This window comes from Alteromonas sp. ABH4_453 (assembly GCF_056160665.1).
The window spans coordinates 170,018-193,374 of sequence record NZ_JBSWXP010000008.1 but is presented as its reverse complement, the minus strand read 5'-3'; the positions used below and the strand labels follow the sequence as shown (position 1 = coordinate 193,374).

Here is a 23,357-nt window from a genome sequence, read left to right as displayed (position 1 = left end):
TGCTCTAAATAGCCATCCCAAAAGGATGGCTATTTTTTTATATATTCGCTGTTATAACACTTGGTTATGCTGAGAATAACCTTATAATACATCTTGATTGTTAACTAGATTTTATAAAACGTAGCAAGGCAAATTAAATGCAAGAAAGCGTGATGAAAGCGTGGTGGGATTCCTCGCACATGGCAGGTGCCAACGCTGCCTATGTTGAAGAGTTGTATGAAGCCTATTTAGAAGACCCTCAAAGTGTCTCTGAAACTTGGCGGCAAATCTTCGATAACCTCCCCAAAGTCGATGGCGTAGAGTTAGAAACTAATCATACAGCAATTAAAAATCAGTTTAGGCAACTTGCTGCGTTAGGGCCGACGGCCCGTATGTCTAGTCCATCAGTGCCTTCAGCAAATGTTTCTGATGATAGACAAGTTAAAGTTCTCCAGTTAATTAATGCTTTTCGCTTCCGTGGTCATCAGAATGCGAATCTAGATCCGCTAGGTCTATGGAAACAAGAACGCGTACGCGACATAGAGCTTTCTCACCACAGCCTTTCTGAGCAAGATTTTGATTCAGTTTTCAACGTTGGCTCTTATGCCATCGGCAAAGACTCTATGTCTTTAGGTGAATTGTTCAAGTCGCTTAATCGAACGTATTGCGGTTCAATCGGTGCTGAGTATATGCATATCACCGATACCGACCAAAAGCGTTGGTTACAACAAAAGATTGAGTCAGTACAGGCTAAACCTGAAATCTCACGTGATGAGAAGCTAAGCATTTTAAAAGGTTTGACTGCTGCTGATGGCATGGAAAAGTATTTGGGTTCTAAATTCCCAGGTGCAAAGCGTTTCTCTCTAGAAGGTGGCGACGCACTTATTCCAATGCTTAAAGGGTTAATTACCAAAGCGGGCACTGCGGGTACCAAAGAAGTGGTTATCGGCATGGCTCACCGAGGCCGTTTGAACGTGCTAGTTAACGTGTTGGGTAAAAACCCATCTGTATTGTTTGACGAGTTTTCTGGTAAGCACGACGACTCACTAGGCGCAGGTGACGTAAAATATCACGCAGGTTTCTCTTCAGACTTCGCGACTCCGGGCGGCAATGTTCACTTAGCACTAGCGTTTAACCCGTCTCACCTTGAGATTGTAAACCCTGTAGTTATGGGTTCTGTACGTGCACGTCTAGCGCGCCGCAACGATGACACGAATACAGTATTGCCTATCACTATTCACGGTGATTCGGCAATTGCTGGTCAGGGTGTAGTACAAGAAACCTTTAACATGTCGCAAACTCGCGGCTTTGCTGTAGGCGGTACGGTTCGTATTGTGGTAAACAACCAAGTTGGTTTCACCACATCGAAGACTGAAGATACTCGTTCAACGCAATACTGTACTGACATCGCGAAGATGGTTCAGGCGCCTATTTTCCACGTGAACTCAGATGACCCAGAAGCGGTTGCCTTTGTTACACAGCTTGCGCTTGAATATCGTAATAAGTTTAAGAAAGACGTAGTAATTGACCTAGTTTGTTACCGTCGTCATGGCCACAACGAAGCGGATGAGCCAAACGCCACGCAGCCGTTGATGTACCAAAAAATTAAAAAGCACCCAGTTCCACGTGCGCTTTATGCTGACCAGTTAATTGCTGAAGGGGTGATTGAGCAACGTGATGCTGATCGCTACCTTGAGGAATACCGCGAAGCATTAGATCACGGTGCATGCGTTGTTGAAGAATGGCGTCCAATGACTGAGCATAGTGTAGACTGGTCTCCATATCTAGGTCACGACTGGGATACTCCATATGACGGTGCACTTTCGGTTGAAAAGCTTAAAGAGTTAGGTGAATCAATTACCACTATCCCTGAAGATCACAAGCTTCAGTCTCGTGTTAACAAGCTTTACCAAGATCGTAAAGCTATGGTAGCTGGAGAGAAAAAGCTTGATTGGGGTATGGCAGAAAACTTAGCTTATGCCACGATTGTAGACGCAGGCGAAGACATTCGTATTACAGGTCAGGATTCTGGTCGTGGTACTTTCTTCCATCGTCACGCAGTGCTTCATAACCAGAAAGATGCTTCTACTTACATGCCTCTACAGCATATTCGTGAAGGTCAGGGCGAGATAGAAATTTACGACTCTGTGCTTTCAGAAGAAGCAGTAATGGCATTCGAGTATGGTTATGCGACAGCAGAGCCGACGTGCCTAACCATTTGGGAAGCCCAGTTTGGTGACTTCGCTAACGGTGCGCAGGTAGTATTCGACCAGTTCTTAAGTTCAGGTGAAGCTAAGTGGGGCCGTTTATGTGGCTTAACTGTATTGCTTCCACATGGGTATGAAGGTCAGGGGCCAGAGCACAGTTCTGCGCGCCTTGAACGTTTCCTTCAAATGTGTGCTGATCACAACTGGCAAGTGTGTGTGCCTTCCACACCTGCACAGGTATATAACATGCTTCGTCGCCAAGTCGTTCGCCCAATGCGTAAACCACTTATCGTGATGTCACCTAAGTCACTATTACGTCATCCAATGGCAGTATCTTCGTTAGAGGAACTTGCGGAAGGTAAATTCCATAACGTCATTGGTGAAATTGACGAAATCGATCCGAAGAACGTTAAGCGCGTCGTTATGTGTTCAGGTAAGGTTTACTACGATTTGTTAGACCAGCGCCGTAAAAATGAGCAAACAGACGTTGCAATCATTCGTTTAGAGCAACTTTACCCATTCCCACAAGAAGAATGCGCTAAAGTTGTGGCACAATACAGCCACGTAAAAGATTGGGTTTGGTGTCAAGAAGAGCCTCAAAACCAAGGCGCTTGGTACTGTAGCCAACACCATTTCTGGCAAGCAATTCCAGATGGTGCAAAATTAACATATGCAGGTCGTGATGCATCCTCGTCACCTGCAGTAGGTTATGTATCCGTTCACAACCAGCAACAGAAATCACTGGTTGAAAACGCACTCACAATTAAATAAGGAACAGTAATGACAATTGAGATAAAAGTTCCGGTTCTACCTGAGTCAGTTGCCGATGCCACCATTGCAACCTGGCACGTAAAGGCCGGTGACGCAGTTAAACGAGACCAGAACCTGGTTGATATTGAAACTGATAAAGTGGTTTTAGAAGTTGTGGCGCCAGCGGACGGTACAATTGGTGAGATCCTAAATGAAGAGGGTGCAACTGTTTTAGGCGAGCAAGTTATTGCTAAACTAGAAAAAGGCGGTGCGGCAGCACCGGCTGAGGCTAAAACAGAGAGCAAGGCAAAAGACGATTCGAAATCAGATGAGGCTCCAGCGGCTTCTGGAAAAACATCTGATGTTAAAGTTCCAGTACTTCCTGAATCTGTAGCTGACGCGACAATTGCAACCTGGCACGTAGCTGTAGGTGAAGCAGTTTCTCGCGACCAAAATTTGGTTGATATCGAAACTGACAAAGTAGTATTAGAAGTTGTTGCACCAGCAGATGGTTCTCTTGCTGAAATTATCGCAGAAGAGGGCGCCACCGTAACAGCTGAAGAAGTGATTGCTAAATTTGTAGAAGGTGCAGCAAGCGGCGCTTCTGCTCCAGCAGCATCAAGCGAAAGCGATGACAGTGAAGACAGCAGCGATGCGCTTAGCCCGTCAGTACGTCGTTTACTTGCTGAAAAAGGCGTAGACGCAGCTAAAGTGAAAGGTACGGGCAAAAATGGCCGTATCACTAAAGAAGACGTTGAAAAATATCTTAAAGGCGGCGACAGCTCAGCGAAGGCAGCACCTGCTTCTGAGTCTGCACCAGCAGAGTTGCCAACGGGCAACCGTACCGAGAAGCGTGTTCCTATGACGCGTCTTCGCAAGACGATTGCAAACCGTCTGCTTGAAGCGAAGAATTCAACAGCAATGCTAACAACGTTTAACGAAGTTAACATGAAGCCAATCATGGACCTTCGTAAACAGTACCAAGAAAGCTTCGAGAAGCGACACGGTATTCGTCTAGGCTTCATGTCTTTTTACGTGAAAGCGGTAACTGAAGCTCTTAAGCGTTTCCCTGAAGTAAACGCGTCTATCGACGGTGATGACATTGTTTATCACAACTACTTCGACGTATCTATCGCAGTTTCTACACCACGCGGCCTTGTGACACCAGTACTTAAAGATACTGATACACTAGGTATGGCTGGTGTTGAAAAAGGAATTAAAGAACTAGCACTTAAAGGTCGTGACGGTAAGCTGTCATTGGCTGAACTACAAGGTGGTAACTTCACAATCACCAACGGTGGTGTGTTTGGTTCACTAATGTCTACACCAATCATTAACCCGCCACAAAGCGCAATTCTTGGTATGCACAAAATCCAAGACCGCCCAATGGCTGTTAATGGTAAAGTAGAAATTCTACCAATGATGTACCTAGCGCTTTCTTATGACCACCGTATTATCGATGGTAAAGAATCAGTAGGGTTCTTGGTAACCGTTAAAGAGATGTTAGAAGATCCAACACGTCTACTACTAGACGTATAAGACTTTCGTCTCACGGAATTGTGGTTGGGCGCTTTGCTTGTGTTATCTTGTTTAGCGCCTAACGCAACGCTGATATTTACCCTATAATATCAGTCTAAATAATCAAGTCGCATTTGCGGCTTTTGTCTTACTAAAAATCGGATAGAAACACCATGAATTTGCATGAATACCAAGGTAAGCAGCTATTCAAAGAATACGGCTTGCCTGTTTCTGAAGGATACGCAGCAGACACTGCTCAAGGTGCTGTAGAAGCGGCTGACCGCATCGGCGGTGAAGAGTGGGTAGTTAAGTGTCAGGTACACGCGGGCGGTCGCGGTAAAGCTGGCGGTGTAAAGCTAGTTAAAAACAAAGACGACATTCGCGCTTTCGCTGAAAACTGGCTTGGCAAAAATTTGGTGACTTTCCAGACTGACGAAAACGGTCAGCCTGTGAGCAAAATCCTTGTAGAATCTTGCACAGATATCGCTAACGAGCTTTACCTTGGTGCAGTAGTTGACCGTACAACCCGTCGCGTTGTATTTATGGCATCTACTGAAGGTGGCGTTGAGATTGAAACTGTTGCAGAAGAAACACCAGAGAAAATCCTTAAAGCTGAAATCGACCCAATTGTTGGTCCTCAGCCTTATCAAGCGCGTGAAATGGCGTTCGCTCTAGGTCTTTCTGGCGTACAAATCAAGCAATTCACTCAAATCTTCCTTGGCCTAGCTAAGATGTTTGAAGAGCTTGACGTTGCGCTTATCGAAATCAACCCGCTAGTTATCAAAACTGACGGTAACCTACACTGCCTTGACGCAAAAGTAGGTATCGATGGTAACGCACTATATCGTCAGCCTAAGCTGAAAGATATGCAAGATCCTTCACAAGAAGATGCGCGTGAAGCTCACGCAGCTCAGTGGGAACTAAACTACGTAGCACTAGACGGTAACGTAGGTTGTATGGTTAACGGTGCTGGCCTTGCAATGGGTACTATGGACATCGTAAACCTACACGGTGGTAAGCCAGCTAACTTCCTAGATGTTGGTGGCGGCGCGACTAAAGAGCGTGTAGCTGAAGCATTCAAAATCATTCTTTCTGATGACAATGTTAAAGCGGTATTGGTTAACATTTTCGGTGGTATCGTTCGCTGTGACATGATTGCAGAAGGTATCATTGGTGCGGTTAAAGAAGTTGGCGTAGAAGTACCGGTAGTTGTACGTCTTGAAGGTACCAATGCAGAGCTTGGCCGTGAAGTTCTAGCGAACTCTGGTCTAGATATCATTGCTGCTGAATCGCTAACTGATGCAGCGCAGAAAGTTGTTGCTGCAGCGGAGGGCAAATAATGTCTGTATTAATTAATAAAGATACTAAAGTAATTTGTCAGGGTTTTACTGGCGGTCAGGGTACTTTCCACTCTGAGCAAGCAATTGCTTACGGTACGCAAATGGTTGGTGGTGTAACACCAGGTAAAGGCGGTACTGAGCACCTAGGTCTTCCAGTATTTAATACTGTACGTGAAGCGGTAGAAGCAACTGGCGCAACTGCAACAGTTATCTACGTACCAGCACCTTTCTGTAAAGATTCAATCGTTGAAGCTGCAGATGCGGGTATCGAACTAATCGTATGTATCACTGAAGGTATTCCAACGCTAGATATGCTTTACGTTAAAGAATACGTAGAAGCGAAAGGCGTTCGCATGATTGGTCCAAACTGCCCAGGTGTAATCACTCCTGGAGAGTGTAAAATTGGTATCATGCCTGGTCACATCCATAAGCCTGGTAAAGTAGGTATTGTTTCTCGCTCTGGTACACTTACGTACGAAGCGGTTAAGCAAACTACTGACGAAGGTTTCGGCCAGTCTACTTGTGTTGGTATCGGTGGCGACCCAATTCCTGGTTCAAACTTCATCGACATCCTTCAGATGTTCCAAGACGATCCACAAACTGAAGCTATCGTAATGATCGGTGAGATCGGTGGTACTGCAGAAGAAGAAGCGGCTGCGTTCATTAAAGAGAACGTAACTAAGCCAGTTGTTTCTTACATTGCTGGTGTTACTGCTCCTCCGGGCAAGCGTATGGGTCACGCTGGTGCAATCATCGCAGGCGGTAAAGGTACTGCTGACGAGAAATTCAAAGCACTAGAAGACGCAGGCGTTAAGACTGTACGTTCACTTGCTGAAATCGGCAAGGCGCTTCGCGAAACTACAGGTTGGTAAGCTAACGCTTATTAATATGTTTGAAAGCCCGCTTTAAGCGGGCTTTTTTATACCTGTATTAAAACGTGCGTTGCTTTAATGTGCTTGCAAACGTATTCACCTTGTTAACGTTGCGTTTATAAGTACTCTATTTTTACCAACCGAATAACATAAAGATATTTTTATGAAAAAAACTGCGTTAGCTTGTTTCGCTTCCTTATTGTCATGCTCAGCTATAGCTGATGAATACCTGACTTTTTTTATGGCAGGGCAATCCAATATGGATGGCTATGGCTACGTTTCTGAACTGCCAAACGATTTAGCAAAAGAACAAGACGTAATGATTTTTCATGGGAATGGGGTTTTCGACAATCAAGACAACGGCGGTGTAGGGAAGTGGGATAAACTTCAACCGGGCCACGGTACAGGTTTTAAATCGGATGGCAAAACCAATACACTTTCAGAGCGATTCGGAGCTGAATTAACCTTTGCAAAACAAATACAGCAGCAATATCCAGATAAAAAAATTGCCATTATAAAGTATGCGGTTGGAGGCACAGGTCTTGCGCTTAATACAGGTTACAGTAACTGGAACCCGAATTTTTCAGAGGGTAGCGGCCTCAATCAGTACGATTTTGCATTAAAGACAATTAACAACGCCTATGCAGTTAACGATATCGATGGCGATGGCAAGCCAGACTCGTTAAAACCTATGGGTATTATTTGGATGCAGGGTGAAGCCGATGCGCACGCAAGCGAAGTGTCAGCCAATGCGTACCTTACCAATTTAACAACTATGATGAATTTGTTTCGTGCTGCACTTAGGGTAGACGATCTGCCTGTTGTCATCGGCAAAATTACCGATTCTGAAATGGGCGAAGAAGATATTATGCCCTACATTGAACGAGTGCACCTTGCTCAGCAATTATTTGTCGAGTCAGACAGCTGCGCCAGCTATATGTCTAATTCTGATAATTATACCTACGGTGATGATCCTTGGCACTATACGAGTGAAAGCTTTTTACAAATGGGGAAGGACTTCGGAGTTTCTTATCAAAAGCTTGCAAATCAACGCTGTATGAAAGGTGAATAGTATGTCAACTGTTACGACGTTATCGCTTTTTCTCGTTGCGTTATTAAGCCTGTTCGCACCATCTGTTAGCTCGGCTTCAGAGAATGGGGTACCCTATCAAAACGAATGGCTAGAATCCCACTATCAACACCGGTTAGCGCTTTTCTCGACACAACCGTTAAATCCGGGGGATATTGTATTCGTTGGTGATAGCCTTACTGAATTGGGTGCAAACTGGGCTGTCCGGTTCGAGAATGTGAAAGTTCGTAATAGAGGAATACGTGGTGACACCACCTATGGTGTTTTAGCGAGATTGGATGAGTTAAAACAACGCAATCCATCAGCTATTTTCCTCTTGATCGGTATAAATGATATTTTCAATATTGTCTATGAAAATCAAATTGAGAAGCTATCGGATACTGCAAAAAATATTCATAATATAGCTAAGCAGTTGAAGTCGTCTCTTCCCAACACAAAAATTTATGTACTTAGCCTTCTCCCTGATCACCGGGATTTTATTTCAGTATTGGCAAAAGAAGTAAACAAACAACTATCTGACCAGAGCGATGCTTACTTCACTTTTATAAATCTGCATGATTTGTTTGCTGTCGATGGAATGATGAACCCCAAACTAACAACTGACGGAACCCATTTAAATGAATCAGGTTACCAAGTTTGGAGGAATGCAATTATGCCTTATTTGGATGATTTAAAATGATTGTGCGTACCTTAGTCTTCATCTCATTGACTTTATGTATTCATCAATTAAAAGCTGAAGTTAGTTATCCAGATGGAAATAAAAAAGCAGTAATATTTAGCTTCGATGATGGACTGGAACAAGACACGAGATTAGTCGAGCTATTTAATAAATATAATCTTGTTGGAACGTTTAACTTAAGCTCCGGATTATTTGACCAAAAAGCACTTTGGTTGAATGATTTTATTGGAAAGCCCAGTCATTATATCGGTCGAGATCAAGTTGCTTCTCTTTATAAAAATCACGAAGTCGCTAGTCACGGTTATACCCATCCTGTACTTCCAAATCTCAATCGGCGTAACGCGAAGAACCAGGTTGAGAGAGATAAGGCGTTGTTATCTGAAATTGTATCTTATCCAATAACGTCTTTTGCATACCCACTGGGTGCTTATAATGACGCTACTATTGAACTTATTAAAGCTGCCGGTTTTTCTAATGCCCGAACAGTGAGAAGCACTCATAGTTTTTCATTGCCAAATAACCTGTTTGAGTGGCATCCGTCTGTTCACCACAGTAAAGCGTTATCGCTTGCCAAAGAGTATGTTGAATTGCAAAAGGATGAGCTCACTGTTTTTGTAGTGTGGGGACACTCTTGGGAGTTTGACCAAAACTTGCCAGAAAATAATTGGGACTATTTCGAGTCTGTCCTTCAGGAGCTGGCGGGTAGTGAGGAAATTTGGTTTGCCACAGCAGGAGAGTTTGCTCAGTTTTACACTACCACACGCTGACTAGTAGCCTAGCTATCGTATTACTTTTGCTAACACTTTTGTAACCTTCCTTTCAGCGTTTATCAAAAAATGTTACTTAACGTTTATGTAATAAAATTTCATTAATTCGTGTTTTTAGCGGGTTTAAGCATTTATTTTGTAAATTTAATTCAATTTTTAAATGGTGGGTTGTTAAAACTGTGTTGCATAAATTTTATTGAATACGTATGCAGGCAATTGTGCAAACCCTAGCTCGTCTATAGCATTGTCCCCGTGAGATGTATTGTCATTTATTTGTCATAAGAACAACAAAAAGACAACAACTATAACTGTATGGGACACCCGTTTTATGAAACAATTTAAACCCAACTTAATAAAAGCTGCGCTTATCTCTGGCGGTATGGCGTTTGGTAGTGCGCCGGCACTTGCGCAAGAAGCAGATACCGATGCTGTTGATGAAGCCAGTCTTGAAGTTATTCAAGTAAGCGGTATTCGTGGCAGTCTGCAGCGTGCACAAGCAATCAAAATGGATAACACGTCAATTGTAGAAGCGTTATCTGCTGAAGACATAGGTAAGCTTCCAGACACAAGTATTGCTGAGTCAATCGCTCGTCTTCCTGGTCTAGCTGGTGAACGCCGTAACGGTCGTACTAGCGGTATCTCTGTTCGTGGTTTCAACGAAAACTATGTGGGTACTACACTGAACGGTCGCGAGCTATTAGGTATGGGCGATAACCGTGGTGTGGAATTTGACCTTTACCCTACGGAAATTGTTTCAAATATCTTAGTTTATAAAACTCCTGAAGCCGGCCTAATGACTCAGGGCATTGGTGGTACTGTTGATATTCAAACTGTCAGTCCACTAAGCGCGCAAAAAACGGTAACATTCAACGGTACGTATGAGGCTAACCAGGAGGAAGCGGGTAACCCTGATTTTGATAATGAAGGTCATCGCCTGTCTTTTAACTACGTAGATCAGTTCGCAGACGACAAGCTTGGTGTGGCGTTAGTTATCGCAGATATGGAATCACCCCGTCAAGAACAGTACTTCCGTGGTTGGGGTTATGCAGATGCTAATTCTGAAAAAGCAGCCGAAGGTGTTGAAGTTCCTGAAGGGACAGTAATCCTTGGTGGTCATGATTCATTTACGCGTTCAGCTATGTTAGAACGTACATCAGTTGCTGGTGTAATTGAATATGCACCCACAGATAATTTAAAGATTCAGTTCGATGCCCTTTACATTGATTTTGAAGAAAATGATGCACGCCGTGGTGTTGAAGAAGGTGGCGCAGAGTGGGGCACAGGTGCTTACACAATCACTGGTGTTGAAGATGGTCTAGTAACTTCTGGTTACTATGATGGTTTCTTATCTGTAATTCGAAACGATGCTCGTCAACAAGAAGCTGAACTTACTACCTTTGGTCTAAATGTTGAGTACATTATCAATGACAACTGGACAGCAACGTTAGACGTATCTATGGGTGAAGTGGACAAAACTATCACTGATATCGAAAGTTACTCAGGTGTTGGTCGTGCTGGAATTGACGGTCGCCCGCTTACTCCACGCGCATGGACAATGACATCTACTGGTGCAGTATACAGTGACCACCCTACTTTAGACGGTGTCGATTTAACAGATCCTAACTCTATCTATCTAGCTGGACCGCAGGCTTGGGGTGGGGCACTAACTCCAGTAGAGCGCTTCAGAAACGTAGATGGCTTTGGCCCAAATACAGCGCAGGACGGTTTCGTTAACGAGCCTATTTTTGAAGAGACACTAGATGCTGTTCGCCTTGACCTTGAAGGTTTTGTTGAATGGGGCATTTTTACTCAGTTGACAGCCGGTGTTAACTATCAAGAGCGCGAAAAGTCTAAAGACAATAACGGTGCCTATCTAACGTCGCCGCAATGGCCAAACCAAGAACTGGTTCCAAACCCTATTGGTACAGCGGATTTAAGCCACATTGGTATTGATGGCGTTATTGCTTACGATGGCTTAGGTCTATATAGAAGCGGTTATTATATAGAGACAGAAGCAGAACTATTTGAAAATGGCCGCTTCGGTGACTCATACACCATCTCTGAAGATATTCTAACCGCATATGCAAAATTAGACATTGAAACGGAAATTGGTGATGTACTGGTATTTGGTAATCTTGGACTACAGGTAGTTAATGTTGACCAAGTAGGTACTGGTTTTAACACCACTACTGGTCCAACAGGATTTACTGCGGTTACTCCAGTATCGGATGGCGACTCTTACACTGATGTATTGCCTACATTGAACCTGAGCTTCGAAATTGCTGAGAACCAGTTTATTCGTACAGCTTTAGGGAAAGTGATTAGCCGTCCTCGTATGGATGATATGCGCCCGAACAACACAGTAAGCTTTACTTTTAACGACCAGCAAATTATTTCAACAAATGTTGCTAATGGCCCATGGTCTGCAAGCGCGGGTAATGCACGTCTTAGACCGCTTGAAGCAAACCAGTTCGATATTGCTTACGAAAATTACTTCGCGGACTCAGGTTACTTCGCCGCTAGCTTCTTCTATAAAGATCTGACTAACTGGCACGTAGCTGGACAAACTGTTGGCGATTTTAGTGAATCTTACATTGAAGGTTTCCACGAGACGTCTGGTGAAACTGACATCAATGGTGATGAGGTACTTGATGAAAACGATATCGTACCACCAGGTACGTTTAACGGAATTGTAAGCTTCCGTGAAGATGGACTTGAAGGGTTTGTACGTGGCTGGGAGCTGCAGGGTAGTCTACCGTTTGACATGATCCACGATTCACTTGAAGGATTTGGTGTATTCGCTAGTGCGACCTTCCTTGACGGTGAATTAGAGAATGGTGAAGCGGTACCAGGTTTATCTGAAGAGACCTACTCACTAACCGCCTTCTATGAAAGCAATGGTTTTGAAATTCGTGTATCTGGAACTAAACGTGATGCGTTTGCTACTGAGACCCGTGCAGTCAGCCTTTCTCTAGCACCTATTGAAGATAACGGTGTTAAGCAGATAGACGCACAGATTGGCTACGACTTCAGTGAGTCTGGCATTGAATATCTTGAAGGGCTTCGCGTTACGCTTCAAGGCCAGAACCTGACTGACGAGCCTACTGTTCGTGTTAACCCAGGTGACAGTCGTCAAATTACTGAGTACCAGAGCTACGGACGTAACTTCCTACTTGGTTTCAACTACACGTTCTAAGTGGTTGTTGAAACAGCGCTTGTTATATGCGAGCGCTTAAACGAGTAACATTAAACAAGCCCCAATTCACGTAATGTATTGGGGCTTTTTGTTGTATAGCACTAGATGTCATGATATTTAGAGATGATAGTAATGTGGGCACAAAAAAATGCTGACGGCAGAAATATGATGAACAAAGCGGTAAAAAATGTAGTTATTGTAGGTGGTGGCACGGCAGGTTGGATTTCAGCAGCGGTAATTAAGCGTCTTATCAGTGCGGGCGTAAACGTAACCTTAGTTGAGTCTGAAGAGATCGGTACCGTCGGTGTTGGCGAAGCAACTATTCCACCTATTATCACACTAAATAATGTTTTAGGAATAGATGAGAAAGAGTTCTTACGCGAAACAAACGCCACCATGAAACTGGCGATTAAGTTTGAAAACTGGCGGGTAGAAGGGGAAAGCTATTTCCACACTTTTGGCGCCCCGGGTAAAAGCTACGCTTTTTGTCATTTTCATCATTATTTCAAACGCGCTCAAGAGTTAGGGCTATCTGACTCGATATGGGAATACGATCTAAACTACCTTGCCTGTAAAGCGGGTAAATTTGCCCATATCAAATCTCCCGACCCAATTATAGAAATGCCGTATGCCTATCATTTTGATGCGTCGCTGTATGCTCGATTCCTTCGTAAAAAATGTGAGGCGATGGGCGTTACTCGCAAAGAAGGCATTATTACTGATGTTAAACAGGATGCAGACAGCGGCTTTATTACCGGGGTGACGCTTAAAGACGGTGCTCATATCGAAGGCGACTTGTTTATTGACTGTTCAGGGTTTAAAGGGCTACTTACGCAGCAAACACTGAATACCGGCTACGAGGATTGGTCGCATTGGTTACCTTGCGACCGGGCAGTGGCTATGCCTTCAGAGCGCCACGAACATACCCGTCCTTATACTCGTTCGATTGCGCACTCTGCAGGTTGGCAATGGCGTATTCCGCTTCAGCACCGCAATGGTAATGGCTTAGTATACAGCAGTAATTATTTTTCTGACGAGCAAGCACTAGACATACTATCAAGTAACTTAGATACCAAACCACTTGCCGATCCTAATTTTATTCGCTTTAAAACAGGGCGAAGACGTAAGCAATGGAATAAAAATGTAGTGGCTGTAGGGCTTTCTAGTGGATTTTTGGAGCCCCTTGAGTCAACCAGTATTCATCTCATTCAGTCTGCAGTAGTTAGGTTAATTCACTTATTCCCACACGAAGGGTTTAAGCAATATCAGATAGATGAGTACAACAAGCAGTCTCAGCTTGAATATGAACAAATACGTGATTTCATTATTTTGCACTATCACGTCAATGAAAGAACTGACTCGCATTTTTGGAAAGACTTACGAGAAATGGATGTACCAGACAGTTTAACCCATAAAATAGAGCTATTTAGAGAGTCAGGAAATTTGTTCAGAGAGCAAAATGATTTATTCCTTGAAAGCTCATGGCTGCAAGTACTGATGGGACAAGGGGTGATGCAGAAAGACTACCATCCACTTGCCAATGCATTGTCTGAACAAAAGTTGCAAGAGTTGATGCAAAACATTAAACGCATTAAGAACGAACCTATCGGAAAAATTGCAACTCACGATGACTTCTTAAAGCAGTTCTGTGGTTAGAATCGAACTATGAATAAACCAACCCATATCGTTATAGCCGGGGGCGGCACCGCCGGCTGGATGGCAGCAAATTACTTTGCGCATAAATGGTCATCGGACAAGGTTAAGGTAACCCTTGTTGAGTCTCCTGAGATTGGCATCATAGGTGTGGGGGAGGGATCTACACCCACACTTAAACGTTTCTTTGAGGAACTCAGCATAGCCGAAAGCGACTGGATGCCTAAGTGCAATGCAACGTATAAGACAAGCATTAAGTTTAATGATTGGAGTCCGGGGTCCGGTGTAAAACAATATCGGCATCCATTTATTTCTCAAACTGATACCTTTACTCAACGTGCTTTTGAGGTCAATTGTCGGACTCGTAGATTAGGGCTTGATACGCACGTTAGCCCTGAAGACTTTTTGATAAATGGCGTGTTGGCAAAGCAAAACAAAGCGCCGCTTACTCCGGAAAACTTTCCATTTAGAATGGAATACGGTTATCACTTCGACAGCGCGTTGCTAGGCAACTATCTGCACGATGTGGCGGTTGGACAAGGCGTTAATCACGTTAGTGGCATTATTAGTGATGTGGCGCTACATCCTAGCGGCGATATTAGCCATCTCGTAACGGATAAAGGCAGTATTGAAGGAGATTTTTTCGTTGACTGTACAGGCTTTTCTTCAACCTTATTGCAGCAGGCTTTAGGTGTAAAATTTAAGTCTTATTCTGAAAACTTATTCAACGATTCTGCAGTAGTTTTACCCACACATGCACAAGAGAATATTCAAGTAGAAACTCAGTCTACAGCACTTTCTAACGGTTGGTGTTGGACAATACCGTTACAAAGCCGCACAGGTAATGGCTACGTTTACAGTGCTGCTCATTTATCGAAGGATAAGGCCGAAGAAGAATTGCGACATCACCTAGGTCTTGAAAACAGCGATATTGAAGCCAGACACCTTAAAATGAAAGTAGGGCAAGTTGAGCAGCACTGGCAGAACAACTGTTTGGCTTTAGGGCTATCTCAAGGGTTTATAGAGCCGCTTGAAGCAACGGCGCTTCACCTTGTGCAGATTTGCATTGAGTACTTCACAGATATGTTTGAAAAGGGTGGTTTCTCTAACACCGAGAGAGCCGCTTATAATGCGTTTGCCAAAGCGCGTTTCGACAGAGTGAGAGACTACATTGTCGCGCACTATAAACTTAATACCCGTGACGATAGTGATTATTGGCGCGCAAACAGAAATAACATGGTGCTGTCAGACTCACTTAAATCAATTATTAATACATGGTTTCAACGTGAAGATCTCGCCAATGAGATTAAGCGTCAAAATATAGGAATGCACTGGGATTCGGTATCATGGCATTGTTTATTCGCGGGTTATGGTGCTTTTCCACCGCTGGCACAGAATCAACCCGGTCGAGGCGACTTATACAAAGAGCAAAACATCGAACGTTTTGTACAGGGTTGTGCTTTGAACTTTAAACAACATGATGTCGTGCTAAAAACGCAACAAAGCTAAAAGTGGCAACCTTGAAAGTCAGGAATAACTTTTAAGGTTGGTATAATTCCTCATAAGTAACCACACTAATCTCTCGAATCTCTCCACTTAAATGCGATAAAAAACAATAACTTTCACCATTTGTTTCATAAATGTTTAATAGATGTAAATGAATACGTATGCATAGCATTGCTCCCTTTTTATACAAACCAGTAGTATTTGGTGTTGAACCATAAGAGACATTTTTGGGTGTGGTATTCCTAAAAATGTCGATAATAAACAAGGATGGGACACCAATGAAAACATTCAAACCCAGCACCATCATGGCGGCTTTGATCAGTAGTGGGGTCGCGTTTAGCGCGCTGCCACTCTATGCTCAAGAGTCACCAGACACACCCGTAGATGAAGTTGAACGACCGCAAGAAGATACCTTAGAGCGTATCGAAGTACGTGGTTTTAGTACCAGCTTAATTCAATCACTAAATCAAAAACGTTTCTCTGACACAGTTTCTGAGCAAATATCTGCAGATGACCTTGGCGGGCTTCCCGACGTATCTATGGCAGATGCTTTGACCCGCTTGCCAGGTATTTCCGCAGTGCGTACAGGCGGACAAGCAGCACAAATCAATATTCGCGGTTTATCAGGCGACTTTGTTTTTTCTACGTTAAACGGTAGGGAGCAGGTATCTACCAGCGGAAGTCGCGCTATTGAATTTGACCAATATCCGTCTGAGCTTATTAGCGAGGCAGCGGTTTATAAATCTCCCAAGGCATCGCTAATTGAAGGCGGTATTGCGGGTACGGTAGAACTAAAAACAGCATCACCACTGGCCATTGACGAGCAGCATAAATTTAGCGCTAACATGCGTGGTATGTATAACGATAGAGCATCCGAAATAAGCGATGCTACAGAATACGGTCATAGACTGAGCTTTTCTTATCAAGGTAAATTTCTAGACGATACCCTAGGTGTATCATTGGGTTATGCACGTCTATTCCAGCCAAGTGTTTCTACGCAGTTCATCGGTTTAGCTTATAACGGTCAGGTAGATGTTGATGGCTTGGAAGGGGATACTGATGGCCCGGCAGAGTGTCCAAACTGTGAGCTCATTTCAGAAGGTTTTGAGATGCAGCACAAGGGCGGTGAAGAAACGCGCGATGGCTACGTTGCGGCGTTTGAATGGGCGCCTATTGATACGTTTACACTAAAAGCTGATGCGTTTATTTCTAAATTTGATTCTGAAGCTTTCGCTCGGGGGTTTCGCGTTAAGCTAGGTGGCATTAACGCTGGCATCACCAATCCAGTGGTGGCGAATAACAATGTCATCGGAGGTACTTTTTCACGCACAGACAATAGCTTTACTCGTGTTGAACTGGTTAACGACGACAATCAAGATTTCGACAGTGTTACTAACTTAGGTGTCAATGCCAGCTGGGAAATATCACCAGATTTTTCAGTTCAGTTTGACGTATCTCGCTCAAGTGCCGAAAGTGACTTTAGAAATGGTTTGTTATGGTCCCTTGTAGGAGAAGATGCGACAGCGGCAAACCCAGTGTTTGATGAAAACGTACAAATATCTTATTTACTCAATGGGTTAAACCTTCCTGATATTGGCTTTAACCAAACTGATGCCTTTACTGATTTAGACCGAGTCATGGTGAGTAAATATGGTATTTATCCGTTTGAAAATAAAGATGAGCTAGATGCATACCGTGTCGACTTCCAGTATTACGTCGACGTACCCATCATTTCTGGTTTTGAATTTGGCTATCGTTATTCAGACCGTGAGTACAACAACAATCGCTCTGTCTTTGAATACGGTAATGACAGTGCCTTTTCAGTCAGTGAACCTCCGCTTCGCCTAACATCAGACATGGTTGAAACAGTTGACTGGAGCGGTGACTTTGGCTATTTCCCTAGCTATTTATCGGTTGATTTAAACAGTGCGCTCAATGCCTGGTTCCCTGGCGGTAGACCTCAGCCTGTTCAAACATGGGGCCCGGGAGCAGCTGGTGTTGTTAATGGCCCGGGAACAGGCCCAGCAACAGCGTGGACACTACAGGAAAGTGGTGACGTATTTGAAACCGTTAATTCAGCTTATTTAATGGCAAACATAAATACCGAAATTGGCAATATTCCTGTTACAGGTAATATCGGTGTTCGCTACGTCAAAAGTAAACAAAGCTCAACTACACTGCAGCGTGCAACCCAGTTGATTCAAGACTTAGAAACGGGGACGTCGGTTGAAGTAAGCGACCCAACCGCAGGTGCGCAAAACATCGTTGATGATGTAGGGCTTATTAATAATTTTTATCGTCCAGCGTTAATCAGCCACGAGTATTCGGATGTACTGCCGTCTATTAACCTGAACTTTAAACTTACTGATGATACTCAACTTCGAGTGGCAGCTGCAAAGGTTATGGGGAGAGCACCAATCAACCGTTTTGCTGCGAATGCGTCTACGACTATTGAAACGGTCACCGCTTTTCAAGATAGAGATTCAGGTGAAATTACCCTTTCAAACCCTACCGCAAGGGTCAGTGGTAACGCCCGTAATAGCCCGTACTTAGAACCGTTTTACGCTACACAGTACGATGTGTCATGGGAATATTACTTCTCTGATACAGAAGGTGCTTTGGTTATCGCTGGTTTCTACAAGGACATTGAGTCGTTTGTAGAAGACATTGAAATAGAGCCCTATGATTTTGAAGCAAACGGTATAGTCATACCTGACAACGTTAGCGTACCAGTCTACTTAACCCCAGAATTTACTGGGCAAGAAGCCGAGCTAGCACGGGATGAAAACGGCGACCCTATCTTTGTGACAGTGCCTACAGAAAATGGTAGCTATAGCACGGCGGTTAATAACGCAGAAGGTGGTTACATTCGAGGCTTAGAAGTCGCATACACGCAAATATATAGCATGTTACCTGGGTTATGGTCAGGGTTAGGTGTCAGCGCTAGCTACTCTTATACGGAAAGCGAAATCCAGCGCACTCTCGGCGATGGCGTTTACGCTGCAAATTTACCTGGTCTTTCTGAGAACGTAGCGACGCTAACGGTTTTCTGGGAATACGAAGGTTTTGAAACCCGCCTGTCTAGTCGCTATCGGGATGCTTTCGTTTCGCAACAGGTAGCGGTAAACGATCAAGTGGTTAACTTCGACGATGAATTGGTTATTGATTACCAAGCATCATACGAAATTAACGACAACTGGAGCCTACTGATTCAGGTTAATAACTTAACCGACGAGCCAACTAAGAGCTATTTCGCCTCAGAAGAGCAAACCGGCACTATTCAGTACTTTGGCACCCAATATTACCTAGGAATGACCTACCAACTATGAAAAACAACATCTTAGGTCATTTATTTGGCGACCCGCATAAACATTCGGTAGCTAAAAATAGCAAAATTATTCAGGAGAATTCTATGTTTACTAAAAAGAGAGTAGTGCGCGCAGCGTTACTTTTAGTAGGCGCTTATACACTTGCAGGATGCGGAGGCTCTGGCGTTGAGTCGGGTACAAACGATCTGCTTACCTGTGAGGTTCCAAATGTACCTAATTCAACAGGTACGGCGTGTGAGCCACCACCACCTATTCAATGTGATGCACCGCTTGTTCCTAACGAAGCAAATGATGCCTGTGAAGCGGGTGCCGACCCAAGTCTCCCTGCTCCTGTATTTACACCGTCATCTAATCAAGCTGTGCTTTACTATAACCGCGCTGCAGTGGATGCGGATAACTCAAGTAACGACACTGCCTACGAAGGTTGGAGGTTACATACTTGGAACAATGACCAGTGTGACGCTTATGCTGACGCAGACACGGATTGGGCGAACGGTCGTATTCATAGCGGCATCGATGCTAACTATGGTGCGTACTGGATCTTAGACCTTAAAGACGATTACGGAAGCTGTCATAACTTTATCATACACAAAGGTACCGATGACGCCGGTAAAGAAATGGGGGGAGGTGATTTCCAAGGCTCACTTGTTCAAGACGACGAAACCTTTGTACGCATGAATTTTACCCTTTCTGGTGAGCCAACGATCTTTGAATTTCCAATTATGTCCCTTGGTCCACAGCCGGTTGATATAGAAGGCTTTGGTGCACACTGGTTAGACGCCAACACTATTTTATGGGACGTACCTGAAACGGTTTCAGAGGTAAAGCTTCACTATTCAGCGCAGGCTGTTTTAGAGAGCACCTTGGAAGAGGGTATCAATGGTACTGAAATAGCGCTAATAGGTACAACACTTACCGAAGAGCAATCTGCTCGCGCACCCCATTTATCTTCTATGCAGGCATGGGAAGGGGACTGGTCGGTAGAAGATGCTAAAAGTGTATTGACCACACAAGCTGTCGTTGGTGGATATGATGCTGATGGTTCCCTTGTAGCAGCGACCGGTATTCAATTGGCAAACGCAATTGATGCGCTTTACACCATGGGTGACGACGATGCTGACGAAGCACAGCTAGGTGGCATTTACACAGACGCAGGTATTAACGCTGCACTGTGGGCGCCTACCGCTTCAAATGTCGACCTTTTGCTTTATAACGATGATAAAACGTTGAGTCAGCGTATAGATATGCTGCGTGATGACGCGTCAGGCGTATGGCGTTTTGAAGGCGATATGTCGCTAGACCGTCAGCTTTATCGCTATGAGGTTACGGTATATCACCCTATTACAGGTAACGTAGAAACGCTGCTTGTAACAGACCCATACTCTGTGTCGCTAAGCACCAACGGCCGTTTCTCTCGCTTTGTAAACCTAGCAGATGATGATTTAAAACCAGAAGGTTGGGATACTCACACCATTCCTACGGTAGAAAATTATGAAGACGCGGTTATTTATGAAGGTCACATACGTGATTTTAGCGTACGCGATATGTCTACATCTGAAGAAAATCGTGGGAAATACCTTGCCTTTACTGAAGAGGGCACGGCACCGGTTGAGCACCTTAAAAAGTTGGTAGAAGCAGGGCTTACCTACTTCCATATACTTCCAACAAATGACATTGCAACTATCGATGAGGATCCAACAAAAACCATAGATTTATACGATACAGTGGGCAAACTTTGTCGCCTAAATAGCAGCGCGGCAGTGTGTGAAGAAGAAAACGCGAATACCTTGCTAATCGACGTTTACAACTCATATGACCCGTTATCCCAAGCGGGAAAAGCTCAGCAGTTGACTAATGACTTACGCAATCTGGATACGTTTAACTGGGGGTACGATCCGCATCACTTTAATGCGCCTGAAGGTAGCTATGCGTCGAGTGCAGAAGGTGTTGAGCGTATTGTAGAAATGCGCGCTATGATCCAAGCGCTTCATGAAATGGGCCTGCGTGTTGCACTTGATGTGGTTTATAACCATACCAATGCATCTGGTGTTTTCAGCAAGTCTGTTCTAGATAAAGCTGTACCAGGATATTACCACCGTTATGAAGTGGACACTGGGGCGATAGTACGCGAAACCTGCTGCGATGACACAGAGCCACGTAACATCATGATGGAAAAATTCATGGAAGACTCGTTGCTAATGTGGGCTGAACACTATAAATATGACTCGTTCCGTTTTGACATCATGAGCCAAGCGACCAAGGATACCATGGTACGCCTTCGTGATGCTGTTCAAGCTATTGATGAAGACAACTACTTTTATGGCGAGGGTTGGACCAAAATAGACCGCGGTTACGAGCAAGCCAGCCAACTCAATATGGCCGGTACTGAAATTGGTACTTATAACGATCGCATTCGTGAAGCTATTCGTCAAGGCGCTATATTTAGACCCGAAGATGATGGGCTGTTAAGTGCACAAGACCGTGTAAAAATGGGCATGATTGGTACGCTTAAAGATTATGTATTGGAAACCTCTTCGGGGAGTGCAGGCGCAACCAGTAACTTAGGTGGCTATGCGGAAGACCCTGCTGATGTCATTAACTACGTTTCAAAGCACGATAATGAAACACTGTGGGACCAATTGAACTATACGCTTCCACAAGATATAACCCTAGAGCAGCGGGTTCGCGCACAAAACGTGGCTATGGGTATAAACCTAGTGTCTCAGGGTATTCCATTTCTACAGATGGGCGGCGACATGCTTCGCTCTAAATCAATGGACCGAAACACCTACGACTCGGGTGATTGGTTTAACTATGTAGATTTCACGTACGAGAGTAATAACTGGAATGTGGGTTTACCGTTAGCACAAGACAATGAAGCCCGTTGGGAAGAAATGGGGGAGTTCATTTATAACCCGAATCGAGCAGCGTCTATGGCTGATATTATGTTTGCCTCTGATGTGTTTGCAGAATTGCTCAACATTCGAATGACGAGCCCATTGTTTAGGTTAACCACTGCAGAAGAGATTATCGACCGTATTGGGTTTCACAATATCGGCGCACGCCAACAGCGTGGTCTTATCGCTATGAGTATCGACGATGGTGTATCAGCTAACAGCGAAGTACCTCGTCAAGACTTAGATATGATGAATGATGCGGTGATGGTACTCGTTAACACGGGTTACGAAGAGAAATCTATCACAGTAAACACGGCAACGGGCTTTTCCCTTCACGCTACACAAATGAACTCAGTTGATGCAGCGGTACGTGGTGCTACTTTTGTTGAGGGTGAAGACGGTAACGGTACCTTTACTGTACCTGCACTTACTATTGCCGTGTTTGTTAAGCCACAGTCTGGCGCTCAAGGTTATGGTCTATCAGCGTTTGCCACGTCTGGTGCACCTGACGTTGTGCCTTACGGCGATACCACTGCTTACCTTCGCGGAGACATGAACGGCTGGTCAACTAATGATGCGTTTATCTATCAGGGTGACGGTGTATATACGGCTACAGCTGCACTTGAAGGCGGTGTAACTTACGGGTTCAAGTTTGCCTCTGAAGATTGGAGCACCGTGAACTTTGGTGCTGCCGATGGTGAAGAAGGGTTGGTGATCGCAGGTGAAGAGAAAGTACTAGCGCGTACTAACACTAACTTGTCGTTTACCCCTGATATCAGTGCAACATACTTGTTTACCATTGACGCATCGGACAACGAAGCGCCTATTCTGATGGTTGAAAACGAAGAGCCCTATGTTGGAACGTCTGTGTTTCTTCGTGGTGCAATGAACGGTTGGGGGACAGACGAGGAATTCACTTACCAAGGTAGCCGAATCTATACCTTCGCTCGTGATATTGAGCCTGGCACTTACGAGTTTAAAGTGGCTTCTGAAGATTGGAGTACCGTGAACTTTGGTGCTTTGTCCGCCGACGATGCCGATCGCAACTTAGCGCCAGGTCAAACGCTTGGGTTGGCTGCCTCTAACGACAACCTTGTTCTAAACATTGAAACGGCCGACCGCTATGTCTTTGTGTTTAATGTAACTGACACGGATGCACCGACAATAGGTGTGTTCAAAGAAGCGTTTTGGGGTGACACTCAAGTCTACATCCGTGGTGGCATGAACGGATGGGGAGCGGTAGATATGTTTGAATATCAAGGAGAAGGTGTCTACACAGCTAACATTGAGTTAAGCGCAGGCAGCATCGAGTTCAAAGTTGCCTCTGAAGATTGGTCGACGGTAAACCTGGGTAATCCTAATGATGCCGCGAGTAACGTTGTCACGCCTGGCGAGCCTAAAATACTTGGAGCAAGCAATAACAACCTTATGATTGAAATAGCTGAATCTGGTTTGTATGAGTTTAAGGTTGCCGGCCCCGATGGTAATGCGCCCATGTTAACTGTAACGGTGAAATAAATACTCATCAGAAAGTTCAGTTAACATCTAAGTGTTAACAGTTTAAAAGCCGCGAC

12 protein-coding genes are annotated in these 23,357 nt (G+C 44.3%); all 12 read left to right on the top strand.

Going from position 1 to position 23,357, the window contains the following annotated elements:
- Positions 1-137 precede the first annotated feature (137 nt).
- The 12 genes from sucA to ACXAGV_RS16460 all read left to right on the top strand — a co-directional run bounded on the left by sucA (position 138) and on the right by ACXAGV_RS16460 (position 23,301).
- Complete coding sequence (sucA, locus tag ACXAGV_RS16515) at positions 138-2,957, top strand: 2-oxoglutarate dehydrogenase E1 component (RefSeq protein WP_474874181.1); 2,820 nt, start codon at positions 138-140, stop codon at positions 2,955-2,957.
- Positions 2,958-2,966: 9 nt separating this feature from the next.
- Positions 2,967-4,475, top strand: a complete 1,509-nt coding sequence (gene odhB, locus ACXAGV_RS16510) for a 2-oxoglutarate dehydrogenase complex dihydrolipoyllysine-residue succinyltransferase (protein ID WP_474874180.1) — start codon at positions 2,967-2,969, stop codon at positions 4,473-4,475.
- Between the two features lie 152 nt (positions 4,476-4,627).
- Positions 4,628-5,794 carry an ADP-forming succinate--CoA ligase subunit beta gene (sucC, locus tag ACXAGV_RS16505; protein ID WP_012518365.1) on the top strand — a complete coding sequence of 389 codons (1,167 nt, stop codon included), beginning with the start codon at positions 4,628-4,630 and terminating at the stop codon, positions 5,792-5,794.
- Positions 5,794-6,666: a succinate--CoA ligase subunit alpha gene (sucD, locus tag ACXAGV_RS16500; RefSeq protein WP_025255209.1), complete on the top strand. Its 873-nt coding sequence runs from the start codon at positions 5,794-5,796 to the stop codon at positions 6,664-6,666. The genes sucC and sucD overlap by 1 nt, the downstream gene beginning before the upstream one ends.
- A 163-nt stretch (positions 6,667-6,829) precedes the next feature.
- Positions 6,830-7,738, top strand: a complete 909-nt coding sequence (locus ACXAGV_RS16495; protein ID WP_474874179.1) for a sialate O-acetylesterase — start codon at positions 6,830-6,832, stop codon at positions 7,736-7,738.
- Between the two features lies 1 nt (position 7,739).
- The gene (locus ACXAGV_RS16490; RefSeq protein WP_474874178.1) at positions 7,740-8,435 is read left to right on the top strand and encodes a GDSL-type esterase/lipase family protein; all 696 of its coding nucleotides are present in this window, start codon (positions 7,740-7,742) and stop codon (positions 8,433-8,435) included.
- On the top strand, positions 8,432-9,202 hold the full coding sequence (locus ACXAGV_RS16485) for a polysaccharide deacetylase family protein (RefSeq protein ID WP_474874177.1): 771 nt from the start codon (positions 8,432-8,434) through the stop codon (positions 9,200-9,202). The genes ACXAGV_RS16490 and ACXAGV_RS16485 overlap by 4 nt, the downstream gene beginning before the upstream one ends.
- A gap of 328 nt (positions 9,203-9,530) precedes the next feature.
- Positions 9,531-12,398, top strand: coding sequence for a TonB-dependent receptor (locus tag ACXAGV_RS16480; protein WP_474874176.1), 2,868 nt, complete (start codon positions 9,531-9,533; stop codon positions 12,396-12,398).
- A gap of 168 nt (positions 12,399-12,566) precedes the next feature.
- Positions 12,567-14,054, top strand: coding sequence for a tryptophan halogenase family protein (locus tag ACXAGV_RS16475; protein ID WP_474874238.1), 1,488 nt, complete (start codon positions 12,567-12,569; stop codon positions 14,052-14,054).
- A 9-nt stretch (positions 14,055-14,063) separates the two neighbouring features.
- Positions 14,064-15,560 (top strand): tryptophan halogenase family protein, encoded by a 1,497-nt coding sequence (locus ACXAGV_RS16470; protein ID WP_474874175.1) that lies wholly within the window; start codon positions 14,064-14,066, stop codon positions 15,558-15,560.
- Between the two features lie 275 nt (positions 15,561-15,835).
- Positions 15,836-18,886, top strand: a complete 3,051-nt coding sequence (locus tag ACXAGV_RS16465) for a TonB-dependent receptor (protein ID WP_474874174.1) — start codon at positions 15,836-15,838, stop codon at positions 18,884-18,886.
- Between the two features lie 83 nt (positions 18,887-18,969).
- On the top strand, positions 18,970-23,301 hold the full coding sequence (locus ACXAGV_RS16460) for an alpha-1,6-glucosidase domain-containing protein (protein WP_474874173.1): 4,332 nt from the start codon (positions 18,970-18,972) through the stop codon (positions 23,299-23,301).
- Positions 23,302-23,357: the final 56 nt, after the last annotated feature.